The following is a 20,287-nucleotide window of genomic DNA, read 5'->3' as shown; positions in this document are numbered from 1 at the left end:
CTCCCTGGACCCTGGCCACCTCGTACTTCGGTACGGGGTGGTTTTTTATTCGGCGGCGAGTGGAAGCATGTCCTCACCTGGACGGCGTTCCGCGGCCCGCCGCACCAATGCGAAAAACCAACGCTTCAACCGCATCACGCGCGCCTCATCGGGCGTTTTTTCTGCGGTCAGGTAAAGGCTTCGATCAATCTCAATCTGGACGGCGTGAATTGCCTCGCGCGGGCGCCCATGCGTTCGCACGATATGGCCGCCGGCATAGGGCTGGTTGCGCGAGACCGGCTCGCCAAGAGCCCTGCTCTCTTCCATCACCAGATCGACCAGCCAGTCGTCCGACGTACCGCCGAAGCGATCGCCGACGACGATGCCCGCCCCATGTCCCGGCTGGCCAACAGGGATGGACGGCATGCTGTGCAGGTCGATCAGGATTGCGTGGCCGAACCGGTCGCGCGCCGCAGCCAGCTCTTCGGCCAATGCAGCGTGATAGGGCCGATGCAGCGATTCGAGCCGCCAGTGAAGTCCGGCGCGGTCGATCGGGCGCTTCCACAGCGGGCCGCAATCGGTGAGCCGTGTCGGTATCACCCCAAGCCCTGCTCGCTCCTTGCGCCCCGGAACCGAAAATTGCGTCCTTAGCGCCGGCGCCACTTCGCCCGGCGCCATCTGGCCTTCGCCGCGATTGCAGTCCGCGACGGCTCTGGCCCAGAGCGCTGCGACGACGGTCGCTCCTGCATCGGCCGCATCGGCGGTGATCAGGTCGCACCAACCGTCCTCGAGCCGCTCGAGGTCGGCGCGCTGCACACGGGCCGCCGCCAGTATTTCGGGCGGGTAGATGCGCCCGGCATGCGGAACCGACACGACCACGGGGCTGCGCGCCGCGGGCCGGTTGACAGCGATGGCGGTGGACGGAATGCTAGGGCGCGACATCGGCCGAGCGTGGCAAATAATCGGGCACGAATCCAGCCGCGCGGGAATTTGTTAAATCTCTGACGCTATATAATGGCTTTACCATGTTATAAGGCGCTGCCGGAACCGGCGCCTTGAGGGACCAGGGGGCGTATTTCGACATGATTCGCATTTTGCTCGCGGAAGATGATGACGTGATGCGCGAGTATCTGGCGCGGGCGCTGACCGGTGCCGGCTATCATGTCACCGCGGTCGACCGCGGCACCGCGGCGGTGCCCTATATCGATTCGGGAACCTTCGACCTTCTGCTTTCCGACATCGTCATGCCCGAAATGGACGGGATCGAACTCGCGCAGCATACGGCCAAGGTCGCGCCGCAGACGCAGGTCATGTTCATTACCGGTTTCGCCGCGGTGTCGCTTCGCGCCGAAGAAAATGTGCCGCAGGCAAAACTGCTGTCCAAGCCTTTTCACCTCAAGGATCTGGTGCGCGAGGTCGACAATATGTTCGGGCGCGCCGACCGGTCGAGCCAACAATAAAGACGCATCTTCGCGCGAAGGGCTTGCCAAGCCGCGCGGAGGCCTTTAGGGGGCGCGTCACCCCAAGGGATGGGCGTGTAGCTCAGTGGTAGAGCACTGTGTTGACATCGCAGGGGTCGCAAGTTCAATCCTTGCCACGCCCACCATTAAAAACGCCGCCGCCCCAACGGGTTGGCGGCGTTTTTGCGTTCAGGCCATCCCCCGCGCGAGATCGCCGCGCGAGGCATCGCCGATCTGGCTGCCGCCATCGCAATCGAGGATCGTCCCGGTGATATAGCCGGCGGCCGGCGAGCAAAGGAACACCGCCGATTCGGCAACCTCCGAGACCTCGCCCCAGCGCTTCATCGCAATACGGTCGAAGTGCGACTGACGCGTCGCGGCGTCGGGCGCGAGGCGCGCCATGCCCTCGGTCCCGGCGATCGGTCCGGGTGAAATGCCGTTCACGCGGACTTCGGGACCCCATTCGAGCGCGAGCACGCGGATGAGCTGGTTGATACCGGCCTTCGCCGCGCAGGCATGCGCCTGCAGTGCCGAGGCGTTGATCGCCTGCCCCGCCGTGATCGCGATCAGCGACGCACCGGGGCGGTTGAGCAGGTCGTGGCAACCGCGAAAGACGTTGAAGGTGCCGTTGAGATCGATGTCGACCACCGTACGAAAGGCGTTCGCCGACATGCCGAGCACTGGCGCGAGGAAATTGCCCGCGGCGCCCGAAATGACGATGTCCATCGGCCCCAGCTTGTCGGCGACCGTCTCCATAACCCCGCGAATCGCCGCATAGTCGCGGACGTCGCCCGACAGACCGATTGCGCCCGAACCGATCTCGGCCGCCGCACGCGCCGCCTTGTCGGGATCGCGTCCCGCGACCGCAACCTTGGCACCCAGTTCGGCAAAGCGTTTCGCGATACCGAGATTGATGCCGCTGGTGCCGCCCGCGACGAACGCCGTCTTGCCGGCCAGCAGATTGTCCCGAAACGTCGTCATGCGCTTTTCCTTTCCCGATGATCCGCGACCGCTCTTGACGGATGCCATTCAGTCGCCTTTTGAAACCCGATCAGACAGCAAGGAAACGACAATGGCAAGCGGCCCCACCTCGCACAGCTTCATCTCGCAACGGCTGAAACTCCACTATGCCGATTGGGGTAACGAAGGCGCACCGCCGCTTTTGCTAGTCCACGGCGGGCGCGACCATTGTCGAAGCTGGGACTGGGTCGCCGAAAAGCTGGCCGATCGTTATCACGTCATCGCCCCAGACCTGCGCGGCCATGGCGACAGCGCATGGGCGCCCGACGGCAATTACGAGATGGGCGCCTTCGTCTATGACCTCGCCCAGCTGATCCACCAGCTCGATCTCGCGCCGGTAACGATCGTCGCACATTCGATGGGCGGGAATATCTCGCTGCGCTATACCGGCCTCTATCCCGCGAATGTGAAGAAGCTCGTCGCCATCGAGGGACTCGGCCCTTCACCCAAGGTCCTTGCCAAACGCGCCGAGACGCCTTTCGCCGAGCGCTTCCGCAAATGGATCGACGACAAGCGCCAGGCGGCGGGACGGCAACCGCGGCGCTACGCGACTCTCGAGGATGCGCTCGCCCGCATGGCGGCGGAAAATTCCTATCTCACCCCCGAACAGGCACGCCACCTGACCATCCATGGAATCAATCGCAACGAGGATGGCAGCTGGAGCTGGAAGTTCGACAATTACCTCAATGTCTGGCCGACCGTGGACCTCCCGCAGGCCGATATCGAAGCGCTGTGGAGCGCGATCACTTGCCCCACCCTGCTTCTTTATGGTGCCGACAGCTGGGCTTCGAACCCCGAGGGAGACGGCCGGCTCGACCATTTCAGCACCGCGAAGGTCATCGAATTCGAAAACGCCGGCCACTGGCTGCACCACGACCAGTTCGACCGGTTCATGTCCACGCTAGAAGACTTCCTCTAGATACATCCCGAGGCGCGCCGAAGGGGTGCGTTCGGGACGCAGCGATGACCTATACAGGGCAGCTTCCGGGGCAACAGCGCATCATGGCGGCCGGCGGTGCCTTGCTCGCGGCCCTTGCGATCGGGCTCGGGCTCGCAGCCGGTCTCGATCTGCACGTCATCCGCACCGCGAGCGAGGCGATCAGCGCCATCGCCCTGCCCGCGCCGCCCCCGCCGTCCGAAACGCGTGCGGCGACCAACGCACCGAGCGAGAAAGAAAGCGGCAAGGCCTCGGCTGCGAACCGATATGCCAGGGCCACGCAAGTTGCGGCGCCGAAGCCGGTCATTGTTCCGCCGAAGCCACCGCCGGTAACGGCAGCGCCGCAGCCGGGAGCAGGCACCGATCCGTCTGCCGGCGCGACACCGTTCCCGGGGCCAGGCTCCGGCGCGGGCGGGCGCGGCAACGGAACGGGCGCAGGCGGATCCGGAAACGGCATGGGCGGCGGCACAAGGGCGGTCTGGCGCAGCGGCGCGATCCGCGATCGCGACTATCCCAAGGATGCGAGCCGCGCAAAGATCGGCGGCGAGGTCGAGGTCCGCTTCACGATCGAGGCGAGCGGTCGCGTTACCGGATGCCGCGTCACCCGGTCGAGCGGCGACGCGTCGCTCGATGCGACCACCTGCCGCCTGATCGAGGAACGCTTCCGTTTCAGGCCCGCGACCAACGGCGCGGGTCAGCCGGTCGCGAGCCAATATGGCTGGCGCCAAAGCTGGTGGCTCGAAAGCCGCCGCTGATCGCAGCCCGCCGCATTCTGCAAAAATTGCCACACTCTGCGACATTATCGCGAACGACTCTCAATATCTGTTGACAGTGAGAACGACTCTCAATAGCGGCGCGGGCAACCAAACCAAAAGGGGGTTATCCGTGAAAACTTCATCCGCCTCGTTCCTCGCACTCTCCTGCGTTGGCACCCTGATCAGCGCACCGGCGCTCGCCGCCGACGCCGATGCCGCGCAGGACGCGCCCGGCAGCCGCAGCGACATCGTCGTTTCCGGCACATTGGCGACCGAGGTGGAATCGCCCAAATCGACCGCGCCGATCGTCGACACGCCCCAGACCGTCACGGTCGTGTCGCAGGAACAGCTTCGCCAGCAGAATCTGCTGACGCTGCGCGACGCGCTTTCGACGATCCCCGGCATCACCTTCGGCGCCGGCGAAGGCGGCGGCGGTTATGGCGACTCGATCAACCTGCGCGGCTATTCGGCGAACAACGACCTGACCGTCGACGGCGTGCGCGACAGCGCGCAGTACAGCCGCACCGACCCCTTCAACCTGCAGCAGATCGAAGTCTACAACGGCGCCAACTCGGTCTTCAACGGTTCGGGCAGCGTCGGCGGGACGATCAATCTCGTCAGCAAGATCCCCTTCGCTCGCGACGCGACGACGGTGCAGGCGGCGGTCGGCACCGACAACTACTATCGCGGCTCGGTCGACAGCAACTGGCGCCTCAACGACCTGATCGCGGTCCGCATCAACGCAATGTATCATGAAAACGACGTCCCCGGACGCGACGTCGAATCCTATCAGCGCTGGGGCGTCGCGCCGTCGATCACGATCGGCGTCGACAGCGATACCAGCCTGACGCTCGCCTATATCCATCAGGACGACGACAACACGCCGATCTATGGCGTTCCCTATTTCCTCAGCGGCGTGAACGACGGGCCGCTGCCGGGCGTCAACGACAGCGACTATTTCGGCATCGTCAATCTGGACAAGCAGAAAACGAAGGTCGACCGTCTGACCGCCACCTTCCGCCACGCATTCAGCGATAATGTGTCGGTTCGCAACCTGACCCGCTGGCAGCGCGTCGGCCAGTACAGCCAGACGAGCGCGCCGCAGGGCACTTTCTGCCTGGCGAATAACCTGCAGCCGGTCGGCTCCGGCCCGAACTCGACCGTGGGCATCGCCTGCCCGACAGGACTTGCCCCCGGTCGCTACCTGCCGTCGGGACCGCGCGGGCTGGTCCGCGACCAGGTCAACGACCTGCTCCACAACCAGACCGACCTGACGATCACCGCCGGCGAAGCCGGCGGGACGCGCAACACCCTCGTGATCGGGGCGTCGATCAGCCGCGAGGATTACGAGATCACCACGGCATCGCTGGCCCGCAATCCCAACGGCTCGGCCGTCACGCTGCCGCAGATCGATCTGTTCAATCCCGACACCGTCTATACGGGCCCGATCAACTTCACCGTGACCGCGCGCTCGAAGGGCTATAGCAGCAACAAGGCAATCTATGCGTTCGACACGCTCGAACTGGGCAGCATGTTCGAATTGAACGCCGGACTGCGCTATGAAAACAACCACGCCCGCTTCCGCAACATTCCCCTGCTCGTGGTCCCGCCGGGCACCACGCCGCTGACGCCCGCACAGCAGGCCGCGCAGGTCAGCGACGAGAATCTGTTCTCCTATCGTGTCGGCGCGGTCTTCCACCCGATCGAGAACGTCAGCCTCTATGGCGCCTACGGCAATGCCAAGACCCCGTCGTCGGCGACGGTCCGCCTCGGCTGCGGCGTGATCCCCGCAACCGGCGCAGCCGACCCGTGCGCCGTCGCGCCGGAAAAGGCCCGCACGTACGAAATCGGGGCCAAGGCGGAACTCGCCAACAAGAAGCTCCTTCTGACTGCGGCGCTGTTCCGCAACGAACGCAGCAACTTCCGCACGCCCTCGAACGATCCGGCCCAGCCCAACTCGCTTCAGGTGCTCGATGGCGAGTCGCGCGTCGACGGCATCGCGCTGGGCGTCACCGGCAACGTCACCCCCGAATGGGCCATTTTCGCGAACTACACCTATCTCGACAGCGAAGTGCGCCAGAGCGTCTCGGACTTCTGCCTCGCCACGCCCGGAGCGACGGGCTGCGCGAACAGTGCTGCAATTCCCGATCCGCAGCGCGGCGACCGACTGGTCCAGACCCCGAAGCATTCGGGCAGCCTGTTCACCACCTACGTCTTCCCGTTCGGTCTGCAGGTGGGCTACGGCATCACCTATCAGGGCAAGTTCGCGACCAACCAGCGCAATCTGCTGCAGCGTACGCAGTTCATGGTGGACGACTATCTGATCCACCGGGCGTTCGTGTCGTACGATTTCAAGAACGGCCTCGTGGCGCAGCTCAACGTCACGAACCTCACGAACGAGGATTATTACACCGGCGTCCGCAACAATGTGAATGCGACGACGGGCGCCGTTTCGGGCGGCTGGGCAACCCCCGGCGACGCACGTTCGGCGGTGTTCAGCCTCTTCTACAACTTCTGATCCGGACGGGCGGGCGCGGCGATTGCCGTTCCCGCCCTTTTCGGCCTAGAAGCGGCGTCATGATCCGCATCATTCCCGACGTGCTCGACGCGGCAGGCGTCGCCAAACTCCGCAGCATTCTCGACGCCGCCGACTGGATCGACGGCAACGAGACGTCGGGGCCCCAGGCCGCGCTTGCGAAACGCAACCAGCAACTCCCCGAATTCGGCGAAGCCGCAGCCGAGGCTGGGCGTTTCGTTCTCGATGCACTCGGCCGGACGCCGCTCTTCATCGCGGCGGCGCTGCCGCTCAAAATCTACCCGCCCTATTTCAATCGCTACGCTGGCGGCGAGGCCTTTGGCGACCATATCGACAATGCGATCCGCATGCGCCGCGGCAGTGATTTCCGTATGCGTGCGGACCTCTCGGCGACGCTCTTTCTCGCCGACCCCGACAGCTATGAAGGCGGCGGCCTTGTCGTCGAGGGCTTCGCCGAGGCCCCGGGGCTCAAGCTGCCCGCAGGTCATATGGTCCTCTACCCCTCGACCACGGTCCATCGCGTCGAGCCCGTCACGTCGGGTGCACGCGTCGCGAGCTTTATGTGGATCCAGTCGATGGTGCGCGATCAGGGACAGCGCAATCTGCTCTTCGACCTCGATATGGGTGTGCAGGGCGCAGCGCAGGCGCTGGGTCAGGGCGATGCGACCGTCGTCCGCCTGACCGGCGTCTATCACAATCTCCTGCGAAGCTGGGCCGACGCCTAACCCAGCATTGCGCGCCATTCGCGCGAGCAATATTCGCGGTCGCCAGCCACCATCGAAGCAGCGAGCCCCTGCGCATCGGCGAGCGCCATTGCGTCTTTCGGCCCCAGCACGGTCAGCGCGGTTGCCCAGCCGTCGGCCATCATGCAACTGCGGTCCAGCACGGTCACCGACGAGACGCCATTGACGATCGGTCGGCCGGTCTGTGGATCGAAGCTGTGCGAGTAATATCGTCCGCCTGTGGCAAAGCCCCGGCGATAGTTGCCCGACGTCGCGACCGACAAATCGTGAAGCGCGATCCGCCAGGGCGGGATCGACGACGTTGGCGGCATCTCGACATCGACCCACCAAGGCTGGCCGTCGGGGCGCAGTCCCTCGCCGCGCAGTTCGCCGCCTACCTCGATCAGGAAGTGCCGCACGCCTTGCCCGAGCAACCATTCGGCGGCGAGATCGACGCCATAGCCCTTGGCGATGCCCGACAGATCAAGCTGCGCGCCTTCGCCGCGACGGATGCGGAGCCCTTCGCTGTCTATCTCGACCGCGCACCTCGCAAAGCTGCTTTCATCGGGTGGCGCGTCGACCGGTCCCGCGCTGCCGAACCCCCAGCGTTCGGTCAGTTCACCGAGCGAGGGATCGAACGCCCCGCCGCTCGCCTCGGCGATCTCCAGCGCAGCGGCAACGACGCGTCCGAATTCGGACGGCACCACGCGCCATTCACCCGCCGGGGCGCGATTGAATCGAGAGATATCCGATTCCGGCTCCCACTGGCTCATCTGCGCGACGACCAGGTCGAGCGCCGCCTGAACGCCAACGCCCGCGTCCGACGGTGCGGATACGGCTTGCAGCGACCAGCTCGTCCCCATCGTCTCGCCGGCAAAGCTCCGGACGTCCGCATCCGCAACGCGCGCCGCAAAGGCGGCGGGCGTCAATGCACGCGGAATCAATATGCGGTCGCTCAGGGCGCGAGGACCTCGAGCGTCGTGACATAGCTTGCGCGGCGCGCGATCGGCGGCGGAACGCCCTCGGCCGCTTCACCCGCTTGCGGCGTCGTCACGTTGAGCCAGTACATTCCGGCTTCGGGCCAGGTCACCTCGACCTTGCCGTCGGCGCCGGTCTTGAGATGCATCTCGCCCAGCTGGTCGCGATAACGGATCCCGCCCGGGATCACCGTGACGGGCAGATCGGCGGCAGGCTTGCCGTCGAGCAGGAACTGGAAGGTCGCCGCTTCACCCGCGATCAGGTCGTTCGGATGCGTCACCGGGACCAGTTCGATCCCCTTGCCCGTCGGCTTGAACAGCGTCGTCGTCGGCTCGCCCACCGTCACGAAAATCTCGTTGCGGTTGTTCGCCTCGGCGGTCTTCACATTGGTTGCGCCGGCGGGAATGCGTTCGGCCAGGTTCGCCGCCGTCGTGCCGCGCGGAAGGCGCTCGGTCTTGCCGTTCAGATCATAGCTGCCCATCAGCATGTCGGCGACCGACGCGATGCGCCAGGTGCCCTTCTGCGTCAGATGGACGTCGAAAGTGCTGCGATAGCGGCCCGTCGACTTGTTCTCGAGCTGGACTTCGGTCCCGTCGGGCGCCCAGGCCTTCATCGTGTCGAGGCGCAGCGGCTGATGCTCGAAATAGAAGAGATCGTTCGACACCGCGGCATCGACGGTCACCCAGACGTCGTCGCCCGACAGAACGGTCGCGGACGGCATCATCCACTGGCGGTGCGCGCTCGCCGGAACGACCGCCATCGCCGCGAGCGCAACCGTCGCGGCCAATCCGAGAATCTGCTTCTTCATGTCCCTGCCCTTTCGAATGATCAACGGAAGGCGACGGTAACGGCGCCGAGTTCGGTCTTACCCGCAGCGCGGCCGCCCGCTCCGGCCTTCGCCGGCCAGGTGAACGGAATGCGCAGCAGTTCGCGGCCGCCGACTTCGCGCGCGGCTTCGATCACGAGCGTATATTCGCCCGCGGCGGTCGCGCCGAGCTGCGCGCGGCTGAACGAGATTTTCTGGGCGCCCGGCGCGCGCGTCGCGCCGGTGATGCCATTCGCGGGGAAAGTCATCGTGCGGCCCGCGGCGCGCCACCATTGGCGGACATCGCGGAGCCACTTGGTGCCCTCGTTGTTCTTCATGTCATAGTCGTACCAAACCGCGACCGTCTTTGCGGGCGCACCGGCCTTTTCGACCCAGATCGCCACATAGGGCCGGTGATATTCGGCAACCTTCAGCTGCGGGATCGTGATCGTCACGTCCATCGTCGCCGGCGCCGCGGCCGCCATGACCGGCGCGGTCAGCGCGGCGCTCAGCGTTCCGCCGATCAGGATCGTTCGCGAAGTGGACGGCATGAAAGTCTCCCTAGTGGATGAAGATGATCGCGACGGCCGCGGGAAGCACGAGCCCGGCGCCGACGAGCGGCCAGGTGCTCTTGCGCTTCGCCGAATGCAGCCACAGCAGGAACAGCCCGGTGATCGCGAAGACCAGGCAGGCGAAGGCGAAGATGTCGATGAACAGGCTCCACTCGCCGCCCGAATTGCGGCCCTTGTGAAGGTCGTTGAGATAGGAAATCCAGCCGCGATCGGTGATCTCGCTCGTCACGTCGCCGGTCGCGCGGTCGATCGCGACCCACGCATCGCCGCCCGGGCGCGGCGCGGGCAGATAGACCTCGTCAGCCGACCATTCGGCCTCGCCGTTCGTCTTGACGGGAAAATGGTCCTCGACCCAGGTCGCGACGGGCTGCGGCAGCCTGCCCTTCCCGCCCGCCGGATCGGCTCCGAGCTTTCCCAGGATCGCGGGCGGCATCTGCGCCGCCTTCTGGGTAATGACCGGCGAGCCCTCGATGTCGGCCGCATGGTTGAGGGTGAAGCCGGTAATAGCGAACAGCACCAGCCCGATCAGGCTGATTGCCGAGCTCATCCAGTGCCACATATGCAGCTGCTTCAGCCAGAAGGCCTTGCGGCTCTTCCTCGGTGCCGGTCGCTGAGTCTGGGGTGCATGCATCTGGAACGGGTCTGCCCTGAAAAGATGCCCGCCATTATCGAGAACGATTCGCAATTACAATAAATTTCGCAGTGTTTTGGGGGATTTTTCTTTCCCCTTACCCAACCGACTCAGCTTGCCCATTCGGCGGGATTTTCTTCGCCGCCGATCAGCGCAAGGCCGTGCGCGATCGAGGTCAGCTCGCCACCCGTGGCGATCCGCCCGGAGCCGAAGCGACGATCGAAAATCGCGCGGATCGCGGGAATCAGCGAGGAGCCGCCGGTCAGGAAGACGCGGTCGACTTCACCGGTCGGGATTCCCGCCCTTGCGAGCGCATTGTCCATCGCGCTCTCGATGCGGCCGAGGTCGTCTGCGATCCAGCCCTCGAAATCGGCGCGCCTCACCTCGGCCCGGATTTCGACACCGCCGCCCTCAAACGCAAATTCCGCTGCCTCGCCATCCGAAAGCGCGCGCTTGAGCCGGCCCACGGCATCATAGAGCGGAAAACCCTGTTCATGCTCGATCAGCCCGATCATCCGCTCGATCCGTTCAGGGTGCAGCGCATCGCGCTGCAATCGCCGCAGCTCGTCGAGCGTGCGGCGGTTGCGCATCAGTGCGAGGCGCGACCAGTTGCCGAATTCGGAAAAATAGCCGCCGGGGATTTCGAGTATCTTCTCGAACGAGCGATATTGGCTTCCCTTGCCGAGCAGCGGCAGCACCAGCCGGTCGACGATGCGATAGTCGAACTGGTCGCCCGCTATCGCGATGCCCGACGAGGCCAGCGGCACACAGCGGCGAGCCGCACCGGGCTCGGCGATCCGCACGACCGAGAAGTCGGTTGTCCCGCCGCCGAAGTCGGCAACCAGGATCGTCGCCGGCGCCGACAGGCGCGATGCATAGCTGTGCGCAGCACCGAGCGGCTCGAACACATAATAGAGCTCTGTACCGAATGCCTCGAACATCAGGTCGTAGCGCTGGCGCGCAAGCGCGGGATCGGCGCGCGCGCCCGCATATTCGACCGGCCTCCCGACGACGATCCGTCGCGGAAGGCGGTCCAGCATCCCTCCGGCATGCCCGACCAGCTTTTGCAGGAAAAGACGGCCGAGATCCTCGAAACGATAGGGCCTGTTGAAGATCAGCGCCCGCTCGAACAGAGGGCTCGCGGCGACGCTCTTGAAGGACTGGACGAAACGGCTGTCGAGCGGCGACTGGAGATACTCATCGATCGCCCACGGGCCGGCCTCGTGCGCAATGCCCTGCCATGCGCGCTCTTCCTCCCAGAAGCACAGCGCCGAGCGGAACACGGCGCCAGCGGCCCCGCCCACGCCGAATTCGACGAGTTCGGTTTCCCCCGCGCGATCGGCGAGCGCCACGACGGTGTTCGTCGTCCCGAAATCGAGCCCGAGAGCGGTTGTTTCCGAATCGCGTTCCATCATTGATCCTTCGTCGGCCGGGCGCGTGGCGCGGGCGCGCCGCAACCCGTCGCGGGAAAAGGGTGCGAGAGGGAAAGAAGGTGGCGGAGACGGAGGGATTCGAACCCTCGGTACCGGATTTACCAGTACGACGGTTTAGCAAACCGTTGGTTTCAGCCACTCACCCACGTCTCCGCATGGTCCATCGCGCTAACGACGGGCTGGCCTTAGGCGGGTCGCTATAGCCATGCGTTTCGCGCCCCGCAACGCCAAACATTGCCCCCGTTTGACCTTCTTTTGCGTCATTCGCGGCGAAAATGATTCGGTCTGGCGCAAAATCGACTCAGGTCATCGCCCGTTCATTGCCCGCGATTCATGGAAGGAGTCATGGTTAACCCGCGTGGCGCGCGTTGCGCCGACCAATTTGGGGGAAATATGCGCAAGACGCTCACCACCTTCGCCGTAACGGCCTTTGCGTCGTTCGGCCTGATCTTCTCGCCCGTCGCCGCGAGCGCGCAAATGACCTCGGTCGATCCGAACACCGCGATCGACTCCGATCTCGACAATCCGGCGCCCGTGCCGCCCCCGCCCCCCGCAAGCAGCGATTCGACGCTCGACAGCGACCTTGCCACCGGCGACCAGCAATATTCGACGACCCCCGATACCGGTGCGACTGCGACGTCGACCGACACGGTCGCCAATACCGCCCCGCCGGGTACCACATACAAGAAGGACGACCTGATCGGCGCTGCCGAGGGTGTGTTCGGCAAGGGTGCGCAAGGTCTCGCCGGACTGATCGAAGACATCCTCAAGAAGCAGGGCGAGCCCAATGCCTATATCGTCGGCCGCGAAGCCGGCGGGGCGCTCGTCCTCGGCGTGCGCTACGGCTCGGGAACATTGTTCCACAAGGTCGAAGGCGAGATGCCCGCATACTGGACCGGCCCCTCGGTCGGCTTCGACGCAGGCGCCAATGCCGGCAACACCTTCGTCCTCGTCTACAACCTGTTCGACACCAACGACCTCTACAAGCGCTACCCTGCTGGCGAAGGCGCGGCCTATCTGATCGGCGGCTTCAATGCCTCCTATCTCCGCCGCGGCGACGTCGTGCTGATCCCGATCCGCGTCGGCGTAGGCGCGCGGCTCGGCGCGAACGTCGGTTATATGAAGTTCCGCAAGAAGCAGAACTGGGTCCCGTTCTAGGAAGACCCGGCGCATAAAGGGGCGATCGGCCCGCGCCTTCGGGCGCGGGCTTTTCTTTGTTCCGGTCAGGGCCGGACGATCGTCAGCATCGGGTAGCGTTCGACCCAGCGCTTCGATGCGAGCCTTTGCCGGAAGATCGCATGCTTTCTTCCCGTGAAGGAAATCGTTGGCCGCAATCGCATGGCGAACAGGTCGTCGAGGCCCAGCGGCGCGCTGATCTCGACACCCCCCGCAACGAGCCTTGCCGCAACCGCCGTCGCCGTTTCGGGCCAGCGCGTCATGGCGTCGGCCACCGAGACATAGGGCGCATCGCCGTTGCGCACATGCATCCGCGCCTGATTCTTCACCGACCAGCCGAAGCACGGCAGCGCCGCCCTCAGCTTCTCCTCCAGAGCCCGATCGACGGCTTCGTCCACCGCCTCCGCATCGAACCACAACACGTCTGTGTCGCCGGCTGGGGGAGCGCCCGAACGGCCGTGCAGGTGATCCCACACGGCGTCGCGCACGAAGCCTGCGCCGATCCATCCGTCGGGAAGCGCCAGGTCGGCGACGGCCGACAGCGCCGCCATGCGAAGTTCGTCGGCCTCGATGAGCGCGCGCACCGTGGCGCGCGCACCGTCGCCACCATCAATCGCCATCGAACGCGATCAGCGTCTCGCATGTAATCCCCGCGGCCTCGAGCCGCTGTGAGCCGCCCAGATCGGGCAGGTCGATGACGAACATCGCTGCCGCGACTTCGGCCCCGGCGCTGCGCATCAGCGCTGCCGCCGCGAGGATCGTGCCGCCGGTCGCCAGCAGATCGTCGACCAGGACGACACGGTGCCCCGGCAGGACCGCACCCTCGTGAAGTTCGAGCCGGTCGACGCCATATTCGAGTTCATAGTCCACGCCGATGGTGACGCCCGGCAGCTTCCCCGCCTTGCGCACGGGGACGACTCCCAGTCCCATGGCCGTCGCCATCGCGGCGCCGAACAGGAAGCCGCGGGCTTCGACTGCAACGATATGGTCGGGGCGATGGGCCGCGGCACGCGCGCTCAGGCGGCGAACGCTCTCGGCAAAACCGGCGGCGTCGCCGATCAGCGTGGTGATGTCGCGGAACTGGATGCCCGGCTTGGGAAAATCCGGGATGGTACGGACAAGCGACGCCAGGTCGAGGTCCGGTCGAGGCGGGAGGGCGATCATCTGCGTGGTCGCCCTCCCTCAATTCCTCAATGCTTCTTGTCGGCCCAGATGTTCCGGTACGACATATAGGTCAGGCCGGTGAAGATGAGCAGGAAGATGAACGCTGCCCAGCCCACCTGTACGCGCTTCACCAGCTTCGGCTCGGCGGTCCAGACCAGGAAGGCGCTGACGTCGGCGGCCATCGCTTCGACCGTATTCGGCGAACCGTCGGCGAAGGTCACCTGACCCTTGGTCAGCGGCGGAGCCATCGCGAGGTTGAGGTTCGCGAAATAGGGGTTGAAGTGCAGCCCCGTGCCCGGACGAAGTTCCTTCGGCAGGTTTGCCGGCGGGTTCTGGAAACCGGTCAGCAGCGAATAGACATAGTCCTTGCCGCCTTCGCGCGCCTTGGTGATCAGCGACAGGTCGGGCGGAAGCGCATTGTTGTTGGCAGCGCGCGCCGCGACTTCGTTCGCATAGGGGCCCGGGAAATAGTCCGACGGCAGGCCGTCGCGCGTCGCCGGCTCACCCGTGTCGGGGTTGATCGACGGCACCTGGAAGCCCTTGGCGAAGGTCTTCACCTGGCCCTCGGTATAACCGAGATCCTGAATGTCGCGGAACGCGACGAGGTGCAGACTGTGGCAGGCCGAGCAGACCTCCTTGTACACCTGAAGCCCGCGCTGCAGCTGGGCCTTGTCCCAGTGCGGCATCATGCCGTCGCTGGTCAGCTTCAGATGCCGGGGATGCTTGTGGAACTCGTGCGAGGCGTTGGGCTCATTGGTGAGCGGCGTCGTGAGGATCGCGAACACCAGCGCGGCAATGAAACCCAGGCCGACGAGGAAACCGAGCGGACGAACCATGGCTGTATCAGCTCCTATTAAAGTCCGGCGCTCAGGCCGTGGCCGCCGACGTGTCGTCGGCATGCTTTGCGAGGACCGCTTCCGTGATCGAATTCGGCATCGGCAGCGGACGCTCGATCCGCGAGATGATCGGCAGAATGATCAGGAAGTGAGCGAAGTAATAGATCGCACCGAGCTGGCTGAGCAGCACATAGGGCTGTTCCGCCGGGCTCTTGCCGCAATAGCCGAGGATCAGCACGTCGACGACGAGGACCCAGAAGAAGATGCGGTTGAGCGGACGATAGTTCGACGACTTCACCGGCGAGCTGTCCAGCCAGGGCAGGAAGAACAGCAGCGCGATCGCCGCGAACATCGCGATGACGCCCCAAAGCTTCGCGTCGATCCACAGGAAGTTGAACGTGAAGGCGCGCAGGATCGCGTAGAAGGGCCAGAAATACCATTCGGGCACGATATGCGCGGGGGTCGAAAGCGGGTTCGCCGCGATATAGTTGTCGGCATGGCCGAGCAGGTTCGGGCTGAAGAAGGTCAGTGCGACGAAAACCAGCAGGAACACGCCGACGCCGAAGCCATCCTTCGCGGTGTAATAGGGATGGAACGGGACCGTGTCCTGCTCGTCCTTCACCTCGATGCCGGTCGGGTTCGACGAACCCGGAATGTGCAGCGCCCAGATGTGCAGGATGATGACACCCGCGATCACGAACGGCAGCAGATAGTGCAGCGAGAAGAAGCGGTTGAGCGCGGCGTTGTCCGGCGCGAAGCCGCCGAGCAGCCACACGCGGATCGGGTCGCCGACGACCGGAATCGCCGAGAAGAAGCCGGTAATGACCTGCGCGCCCCAGAAGCTCATCTGGCCCCACGGAAGGACGTAGCCCATGAAGGCGGTCGCCATCATCAGCAGGAAGATCACGACGCCGAGCAGCCACACCATTTCGCGCGGCGCCTTGTACGAACCGTAATAGAGGCCGCGGAAAATGTGCAGATAGACGACGATGAAGAACATGCTTGCACCGTTCATATGCGCGTAGCGGATGAACCAGCCGGCATTCACGTCGCGCATGATATGCTCGACCGAATTGAAGGCGACCCCCGCATTGGCGGCATAGTGCATCGCCAGAACGATGCCGGTGATGATCTGGATGACCAGCGCGGCGCCCGCAAGGACGCCGAAGTTCCAGAAATAGTTGAGGTTGCGCGGAACCGGATAGCCCGGGCCGGTCGCATTATAGACCAGCCGCGGAATCGGCAGCTTCTCGTCCATCCACTTCATCAGCGGATGCTGGGGTTCATAGGGTTTGGCCCAGGGAAAGCTCATCTTATCTCGCTCCTCAGCCGATCGTCACGACGGTGTCGCTGTTGAATTCATAAGGCGGCACGACCAGATTCTTGGGCGCCGGGCCTTTGCGGATACGCGCCGCGGTGTCGTAGTGCGAACCGTGGCACGGGCAGAAATAGCCACCGAAGTCGCCGCGATTCTCGCCCTCGGCAGCGCCGAGCGGCACGCAGCCGAGGTGGGTGCAGACGCCGAGCGTGATCAGCCAGTTTTCCTTGCCGGGCTTGGTGCGCTCGTCGATCGTCTGGGGATCGCGCAGATCGCTGAGCGGGACCTTCTTCGCCGCCGCGATTTCGGCGGGAACCAGGTTGCGGACGAAGACGGGCTGCTTGCGCCAGCTGGTCTTGATCGCCTGCCCGGGCTGGATCGCGGAAATGTCGATCTCGGTGGTCGACTGCGCGAGAACGTCGGCCGAAGGGTTCATCTGGTTGACCAGGGGAAGCACCACCGCGGCTGCACCGACACCGGCAAAACTCACTGCTGCGATGTTGATGAAGTCCCGGCGCCGCACGCCATCTTCGATGCCGGCGGTAGTATCGGTTTCACTGGCCATTCGACTGCCCTTGCATGGGTGAACTGACAATAGTTCTCGAAGGAGTGACCCGCCCCGATTGCGCGCACAAATAGTGGCACAGCCCGGCGGCCCCTCCGGGAATTGCGGGCCTGATAGCCGCACTGTCCGGGCTTGCCAACAGGCAATTTCCGCTTCGGGCGCGCAACGATCGGACGATGGCCAAGCCTCTCGATTCCCGGCGGCTTCGCCTTTATGGCGGCAGCATGGAAATCGCCCTCTTCCAGCCCGACATCGCCGGCAATGTCGGCACCATATTGCGCACTGCCGCCTGCTTCGGCGCGCCGGCGCATATCATCGAACCGTGCGGTTTTCCTTTCGGCGACGCAGCACTGAAGCGCGCAGGCATGGACTATGCCGTGCGCGCCAATGTCCGCCGCCATCCGGCGTGGGAGGCGTTTCGCCAATGGTCGCAGACCGCCGGGCAGCGCATCATATTGCTCACCACCGCCGGGGCCACCCCCCTCCCCGACTTTGACTTCGATCAAGGCGACGTGCTGCTCTTCGGATCAGAGAGCGCGGGCGTTCCGCACCACGTCCATGAGGCCGTCACCGCGCGGGTCGCGATTCCGATGCAGCCGGGCTTTCGATCCTTGAATGTCGCGGTCGCGGCTGGCATCGCGCTCGCCGAGGCGCTTCGCCAAACGAAAGGCTTTCCCGCATGATACCGCTCGACCACCAGCAACAGTCCGCGCGCAACTGGTTCGAGTCGCTTCGCGACCGGATCTGCGCCGAGTTCGAGAAGATCGAGCGCGAGGCGGGCAGCGATGCCGCCTTTGCCTACACGCCGTGGGACCGTGAAGCCGCGGGAATGGAGCCCGGCGAAGGCGGCGGCGGGGTTCGCGGCGTCATGACCGGCCAGGTCTTCGAAAAGGTCGGGGTCAACGTCTCGACCGTCGGCGGGGAGTTCGCGCCCGAATTTGCAAAGTCGATCCACGGGGCCGGTGAAGACCCGAACTTTTTCGCGACCGGCATCAGCCTTGTCGCGCATATGGCGAACCCGCACGTCCCCGCAGTGCATATGAACACGCGCTTCCTGGCGACGACGAAGCGCTGGTTCGGCGGCGGCGCCGATCTCAATCCCCCGATCCCCTGTCAGGAAGACACCGACGCCTTCCACGCCCGCTTCCGCGCCGCCTGCGCGCCCTATGGTCCCGATGTGTACGAACGCTACGCGAAGTGGGCAGACGAATATTTCTATATCCCGCATCGCGGCGTCCATCGCGGTGTGGGCGGCATCTTCTACGACCATCTCGAATGCGGCGACGATGCCGAGTTCGATCGCAACTTTGCCTTCACGCAGGCCGTCGGCGAGGCGTTCCTCGACATATTTCCGCAGATCGTGCGTCGCCGCATGGGCCTGCCCTTCACCGGGGCCGACCGCGAGGAACAGCTGATCTGGCGCGGGCACTATGCCGAATTCAACTTGGTGTACGACCGCGGGACGCTGTTCGGGCTCAAGACCGGCGGCAATATCGACGCGATCCTGATGAGCCTGCCGCCGCTGGCCAAATGGAGCTGATACAAAAAGGGCGCCCCGTTTCCGGAGCGCCCTGTTTTGGCATTTCTCCCGATCAGGAGAAAACATCGGCCTTTCCGGCCGCGCCGATGCAGCGATAGACCGCTGCCGGCATCGACACCGACACAAGGATCGTCGGAACATAGACGATCAGCGCCAGCAACAGCGCTCCGATCATCGCTCCGGCGCCGGCGTCGGGCGTCATCATCGCGCTTGCGACGCTGCCGAACACCAGCGAGACGATGAAGAAGAAAACCGCGAACGCGATGCCCATCAGGACGTTGAAACCGACGATCGTCCACTGCGAGGCGCCGGTAAGCCGCCACGATTCGGCAAAGGCCGAAAAGGGGTTCGACGAGCGGTTCACCGACATCAGCGGACCGGCGACCGAAAGACGGCCGAAGAACCACAGAAAGAAGATGATGATCGCGGCATAGATGATGATCCCGAAGAGGATGATCCCCGCCGACGCGCCGCCGGTCGCAAAGCTCTCGATCGACATCCCGCTGGCACCGAACACCGCAAAGGCCAGCAGGCCGACGATGAACAGGAAGATGTACATCAGGATGATTGTCGCGATGTACACCACAAACAGCCCGAACATATAGGCTGCGCCTGCGCCCAGCCCCCAGCCGATATCGCTTGCAGGCTCGCCGCCGACCAGCCCGGTCCGCCAGATCAGCAGGCTCGCTGCACTGACGACCGTGCCCGCGACGAGTGCAAAGAGCACGAACGATCCGAGCGCGCCGAATGCGGCCGAGGGATCTCCCTGCGCCATCACCATCGTTGTCATTGCATTGCGCAGGAACAGCCACCCGAGCAGGCAGGCGATCACAACCGCACCGCCCAGCCACATCAGCATCTGCATCCAGTTGGTCCTCAGAAACGCAAAGGTTTCCGAAAAGGCCGCTCCAATACTCATCTTGACCATGTCACTTCCCCCTGTTGTCCGTTTTCACTCCGTTGCAGCCGACCCTTTGCCTCTTGTTATCCTTGGATTAACTGAATGTATCTCCAACGCCGCGCACGGCAAGCTGGCGATAGACGGCGGCCGAAAGCGCGAGCATCACGAGCCCGCTCACCACAGCCACCCCGGCCTCGATCAGCCCCGACACGATCCGCCCGATCCCCTCGCCGTTCCCGACCGCAGCGTAGGCGATCAGGGCGAGTACCATCGAAAAGATCATGATCACGATGAACACCAGAAAGCTGAACAGGAAAATGCGCCAGCCGTTGTCCCGGGTCAGCCTCCAGCTCTCCTGCAACGCGGCGAGCGGATTATAGAGCGTCTGGTCGGCGACCGCCGGAGACGTCACGGAAACGCGTCCCCACAGATAGGCGCAAAGCCCCAGGAAAAGCAGCAGGCCGATCCCGACAAGCAATACCCCGATCGCCGATGCACCGGCGGCAATCCCCGGCATCAGCAAGGCAACACCGACAAGGCCGATCGCCACGCCCATGATGATCTGGATTGCGATCATGGTGGGAACCATCTTCAGGGCAAAGACGATGGCGTCGCCAACGCTCGTTCCCGTGCGCGCAAGCCAGAGCCGCAATATTCCGACGCCGCCGACGGCGCTGACGAGCGCTATGAGCAGCTGATAGGGCACCGCCTGCTCGGCATTCGCCCTGAAAGCGGCCATGATCTGATCGAAGGTGGCCCCTTCGGCGGGCTCGATCGGCATCGGCCCGAACCAGCTGACAGCGAGGGTGGGCAGGAACAGGAAGACCGCGGCGATCGCTCCGGTCAGTGCGCTGTGGGAGCGCAGCAGCACCATCGTGTCGTCCCACGCCGCACCCATATCGAATTTTGGCATTGATACCCCGTTGTTTTTCGGTTCCCCGGTTACAGCTGAAACTGAC

Annotated in this window: 22 protein-coding genes and 2 tRNA genes; 9 read left to right on the top strand and 15 right to left on the bottom strand. The window is 64.6% G+C overall.

Annotation, left to right across the window (positions count from 1 at the left end; translation table 11 throughout):
• Positions 1 to 45: 45 nt before the first annotated feature.
• Positions 46 to 921: an N-formylglutamate amidohydrolase gene (locus L7H23_RS00700; protein WP_237837454.1), complete on the bottom strand. Its 876-nt coding sequence runs from the start codon at positions 919 to 921 to the stop codon at positions 46 to 48.
• A 140-nt stretch (positions 922 to 1,061) separates the two neighbouring features.
• On the opposite strand from L7H23_RS00700, the gene L7H23_RS00695 reads away from it, so the two are divergent.
• On the top strand, positions 1,062 to 1,439 hold the full coding sequence (locus L7H23_RS00695) for a response regulator (protein ID WP_237837453.1): 378 nt from the start codon (positions 1,062 to 1,064) through the stop codon (positions 1,437 to 1,439).
• Between the two features lie 71 nt (positions 1,440 to 1,510).
• Positions 1,511 to 1,585, top strand: a tRNA-Val gene (locus L7H23_RS00690).
• A gap of 43 nt (positions 1,586 to 1,628) precedes the next feature.
• On the opposite strand, the gene L7H23_RS00685 is transcribed toward L7H23_RS00690, so the two are convergent.
• Positions 1,629 to 2,420, bottom strand: coding sequence for an SDR family oxidoreductase (locus L7H23_RS00685; RefSeq protein WP_237837452.1), 792 nt, complete (start codon positions 2,418 to 2,420; stop codon positions 1,629 to 1,631).
• A 91-nt stretch (positions 2,421 to 2,511) separates the two neighbouring features.
• On the opposite strand from L7H23_RS00685, the gene L7H23_RS00680 reads away from it, so the two are divergent.
• The 4 genes from L7H23_RS00680 to L7H23_RS00665 all read left to right on the top strand — a co-directional run bounded on the left by L7H23_RS00680 (position 2,512) and on the right by L7H23_RS00665 (position 7,412).
• Positions 2,512 to 3,378, top strand: coding sequence for an alpha/beta hydrolase (locus tag L7H23_RS00680; RefSeq protein ID WP_237837451.1), 867 nt, complete (start codon positions 2,512 to 2,514; stop codon positions 3,376 to 3,378).
• Between the two features lie 44 nt (positions 3,379 to 3,422).
• A complete protein-coding gene (locus L7H23_RS00675; protein ID WP_237837450.1) occupies positions 3,423 to 4,151 on the top strand; it encodes an energy transducer TonB in 729 nt (242 codons plus the stop codon).
• 130 nt (positions 4,152 to 4,281) lie between these two features.
• Positions 4,282 to 6,669, top strand: coding sequence for a TonB-dependent receptor (locus tag L7H23_RS00670; protein WP_237837449.1), 2,388 nt, complete (start codon positions 4,282 to 4,284; stop codon positions 6,667 to 6,669).
• Positions 6,670 to 6,728: 59 nt separating this feature from the next.
• A complete protein-coding gene (locus tag L7H23_RS00665; RefSeq protein ID WP_237837448.1) occupies positions 6,729 to 7,412 on the top strand; it encodes a Fe2+-dependent dioxygenase in 684 nt (227 codons plus the stop codon).
• Here L7H23_RS00665 and L7H23_RS00660 read toward each other — a convergent pair.
• From L7H23_RS00660 to L7H23_RS00635, 6 genes are all read right to left on the bottom strand, one after another.
• Positions 7,409 to 8,338: an FAD:protein FMN transferase gene (locus tag L7H23_RS00660; protein WP_237837447.1), complete on the bottom strand. Its 930-nt coding sequence runs from the start codon at positions 8,336 to 8,338 to the stop codon at positions 7,409 to 7,411. The genes L7H23_RS00665 and L7H23_RS00660 overlap by 4 nt on opposite strands.
• A 26-nt stretch (positions 8,339 to 8,364) precedes the next feature.
• Positions 8,365 to 9,147: a DUF4198 domain-containing protein gene (locus L7H23_RS00655; protein WP_237839299.1), complete on the bottom strand. Its 783-nt coding sequence runs from the start codon at positions 9,145 to 9,147 to the stop codon at positions 8,365 to 8,367.
• 68 nt (positions 9,148 to 9,215) lie between these two features.
• Entirely contained in the window at positions 9,216 to 9,743 is a 528-nt protein-coding gene (locus L7H23_RS00650) for a DUF2271 domain-containing protein (RefSeq protein WP_237837446.1), read from the bottom strand.
• A gap of 10 nt (positions 9,744 to 9,753) precedes the next feature.
• Positions 9,754 to 10,395: a PepSY-associated TM helix domain-containing protein gene (locus L7H23_RS00645; protein ID WP_237839298.1), complete on the bottom strand. Its 642-nt coding sequence runs from the start codon at positions 10,393 to 10,395 to the stop codon at positions 9,754 to 9,756.
• A 110-nt stretch (positions 10,396 to 10,505) separates the two neighbouring features.
• Positions 10,506 to 11,807, bottom strand: coding sequence for an Hsp70 family protein (locus L7H23_RS00640; RefSeq protein ID WP_237839297.1), 1,302 nt, complete (start codon positions 11,805 to 11,807; stop codon positions 10,506 to 10,508).
• An 81-nt stretch (positions 11,808 to 11,888) separates the two neighbouring features.
• Positions 11,889 to 11,981: transfer RNA gene (locus L7H23_RS00635), tRNA-Ser, on the bottom strand.
• 240 nt (positions 11,982 to 12,221) lie between these two features.
• On the opposite strand from L7H23_RS00635, the gene L7H23_RS00630 reads away from it, so the two are divergent.
• On the top strand, positions 12,222 to 12,986 hold the full coding sequence (locus L7H23_RS00630) for a DUF1134 domain-containing protein (RefSeq protein WP_237837445.1): 765 nt from the start codon (positions 12,222 to 12,224) through the stop codon (positions 12,984 to 12,986).
• 65 nt (positions 12,987 to 13,051) lie between these two features.
• Here L7H23_RS00630 and L7H23_RS00625 read toward each other — a convergent pair whose 3' ends face one another.
• Genes L7H23_RS00625 through petA form a run of 5 tightly spaced genes read right to left on the bottom strand, consistent with a single transcriptional unit; the run spans position 13,052 to position 16,887 of the window.
• Complete coding sequence (locus tag L7H23_RS00625; protein WP_237837444.1) at positions 13,052 to 13,624, bottom strand: nucleotidyltransferase family protein; 573 nt, start codon at positions 13,622 to 13,624, stop codon at positions 13,052 to 13,054.
• Positions 13,614 to 14,168 (bottom strand): adenine phosphoribosyltransferase, encoded by a 555-nt coding sequence (locus L7H23_RS00620; protein ID WP_237837443.1) that lies wholly within the window; start codon positions 14,166 to 14,168, stop codon positions 13,614 to 13,616. The genes L7H23_RS00625 and L7H23_RS00620 overlap by 11 nt, the downstream gene beginning before the upstream one ends.
• Positions 14,169 to 14,194: 26 nt before the next feature.
• Positions 14,195 to 15,004: a cytochrome c1 gene (locus L7H23_RS00615; RefSeq protein ID WP_237837442.1), complete on the bottom strand. Its 810-nt coding sequence runs from the start codon at positions 15,002 to 15,004 to the stop codon at positions 14,195 to 14,197.
• A gap of 31 nt (positions 15,005 to 15,035) precedes the next feature.
• A complete protein-coding gene (locus L7H23_RS00610) occupies positions 15,036 to 16,316 on the bottom strand; it encodes a cytochrome b/b6 (RefSeq protein ID WP_237837441.1) in 1,281 nt (426 codons plus the stop codon).
• Between the two features lie 13 nt (positions 16,317 to 16,329).
• A complete protein-coding gene (gene petA / locus L7H23_RS00605) occupies positions 16,330 to 16,887 on the bottom strand; it encodes a ubiquinol-cytochrome c reductase iron-sulfur subunit (protein WP_237837440.1) in 558 nt (185 codons plus the stop codon).
• Positions 16,888 to 17,111: 224 nt separating this feature from the next.
• On the opposite strand from petA, the gene L7H23_RS00600 reads away from it, so the two are divergent.
• Positions 17,112 to 17,570 (top strand): tRNA (cytidine(34)-2'-O)-methyltransferase, encoded by a 459-nt coding sequence (locus tag L7H23_RS00600; RefSeq protein ID WP_237837439.1) that lies wholly within the window; start codon positions 17,112 to 17,114, stop codon positions 17,568 to 17,570.
• On the top strand, positions 17,567 to 18,427 hold the full coding sequence (gene hemF / locus L7H23_RS00595; RefSeq protein WP_237837438.1) for an oxygen-dependent coproporphyrinogen oxidase: 861 nt from the start codon (positions 17,567 to 17,569) through the stop codon (positions 18,425 to 18,427). The genes L7H23_RS00600 and hemF overlap by 4 nt, the downstream gene beginning before the upstream one ends.
• Before the next feature lie 52 nt (positions 18,428 to 18,479).
• Here the strand turns inward: hemF and L7H23_RS00590 are convergent, their stop codons facing one another.
• Both L7H23_RS00590 and L7H23_RS00585 read right to left on the bottom strand, forming a co-directional pair.
• Positions 18,480 to 19,355, bottom strand: coding sequence for a hypothetical protein (locus tag L7H23_RS00590; protein WP_237837437.1), 876 nt, complete (start codon positions 19,353 to 19,355; stop codon positions 18,480 to 18,482).
• A gap of 67 nt (positions 19,356 to 19,422) precedes the next feature.
• Positions 19,423 to 20,241: a hypothetical protein gene (locus L7H23_RS00585; RefSeq protein WP_237837436.1), complete on the bottom strand. Its 819-nt coding sequence runs from the start codon at positions 20,239 to 20,241 to the stop codon at positions 19,423 to 19,425.
• Between the last annotated feature and the right edge of the window lie 46 nt (positions 20,242 to 20,287).

The sequence above is a fragment of the Sphingopyxis sp. BSN-002 genome (assembly GCF_022024275.1).
Lineage (GTDB): Bacteria > Pseudomonadota > Alphaproteobacteria > Sphingomonadales > Sphingomonadaceae > Sphingopyxis.
The sequence above is the reverse complement of the archived record's forward strand: the minus strand, read 5'-3'. Positions and strand labels throughout refer to the sequence as shown.

Bases quoted from the DNA above. Each gene is read 5' to 3' on its own strand.
- L7H23_RS00585 (WP_237837436.1), bottom strand. From the start codon at position 20,241: ATGCCAAAATTCGATATGGGTGCGGCGTGGGACGACACGATGGTGCTG.
- L7H23_RS00645 (WP_237839298.1), bottom strand. From the start codon at position 10,395: ATGCATGCACCCCAGACTCAGCGACCGGCACCGAGGAAGAGCCGCAAG.
- L7H23_RS00685 (WP_237837452.1), bottom strand. From the start codon at position 2,420: ATGACGACGTTTCGGGACAATCTGCTGGCCGGCAAGACGGCGTTCGTC.
- L7H23_RS00655 (WP_237839299.1), bottom strand. From the start codon at position 9,147: ATGGCGGTCGTTCCGGCGAGCGCGCACCGCCAGTGGATGATGCCGTCC.
- L7H23_RS00630 (WP_237837445.1), top strand. From the start codon at position 12,222: ATGCGCAAGACGCTCACCACCTTCGCCGTAACGGCCTTTGCGTCGTTC.
- L7H23_RS00610 (WP_237837441.1), bottom strand. From the start codon at position 16,316: ATGAGCTTTCCCTGGGCCAAACCCTATGAACCCCAGCATCCGCTGATG.
- L7H23_RS00675 (WP_237837450.1), top strand. From the start codon at position 3,423: ATGACCTATACAGGGCAGCTTCCGGGGCAACAGCGCATCATGGCGGCC.
- petA (WP_237837440.1), bottom strand. From the start codon at position 16,887: ATGGCCAGTGAAACCGATACTACCGCCGGCATCGAAGATGGCGTGCGG.
- L7H23_RS00700 (WP_237837454.1), bottom strand. From the start codon at position 921: ATGTCGCGCCCTAGCATTCCGTCCACCGCCATCGCTGTCAACCGGCCC.
- hemF (WP_237837438.1), top strand. From the start codon at position 17,567: ATGATACCGCTCGACCACCAGCAACAGTCCGCGCGCAACTGGTTCGAG.
- L7H23_RS00625 (WP_237837444.1), bottom strand. From the start codon at position 13,624: ATGGCGATTGATGGTGGCGACGGTGCGCGCGCCACGGTGCGCGCGCTC.
- L7H23_RS00680 (WP_237837451.1), top strand. From the start codon at position 2,512: ATGGCAAGCGGCCCCACCTCGCACAGCTTCATCTCGCAACGGCTGAAA.
- L7H23_RS00650 (WP_237837446.1), bottom strand. From the start codon at position 9,743: ATGCCGTCCACTTCGCGAACGATCCTGATCGGCGGAACGCTGAGCGCC.
- L7H23_RS00640 (WP_237839297.1), bottom strand. From the start codon at position 11,807: ATGGAACGCGATTCGGAAACAACCGCTCTCGGGCTCGATTTCGGGACG.
- L7H23_RS00695 (WP_237837453.1), top strand. From the start codon at position 1,062: ATGATTCGCATTTTGCTCGCGGAAGATGATGACGTGATGCGCGAGTAT.
- L7H23_RS00590 (WP_237837437.1), bottom strand. From the start codon at position 19,355: ATGGTCAAGATGAGTATTGGAGCGGCCTTTTCGGAAACCTTTGCGTTT.
- L7H23_RS00620 (WP_237837443.1), bottom strand. From the start codon at position 14,168: ATGATCGCCCTCCCGCCTCGACCGGACCTCGACCTGGCGTCGCTTGTC.
- L7H23_RS00615 (WP_237837442.1), bottom strand. From the start codon at position 15,004: ATGGTTCGTCCGCTCGGTTTCCTCGTCGGCCTGGGTTTCATTGCCGCG.
- L7H23_RS00600 (WP_237837439.1), top strand. From the start codon at position 17,112: ATGGAAATCGCCCTCTTCCAGCCCGACATCGCCGGCAATGTCGGCACC.
- L7H23_RS00665 (WP_237837448.1), top strand. From the start codon at position 6,729: ATGATCCGCATCATTCCCGACGTGCTCGACGCGGCAGGCGTCGCCAAA.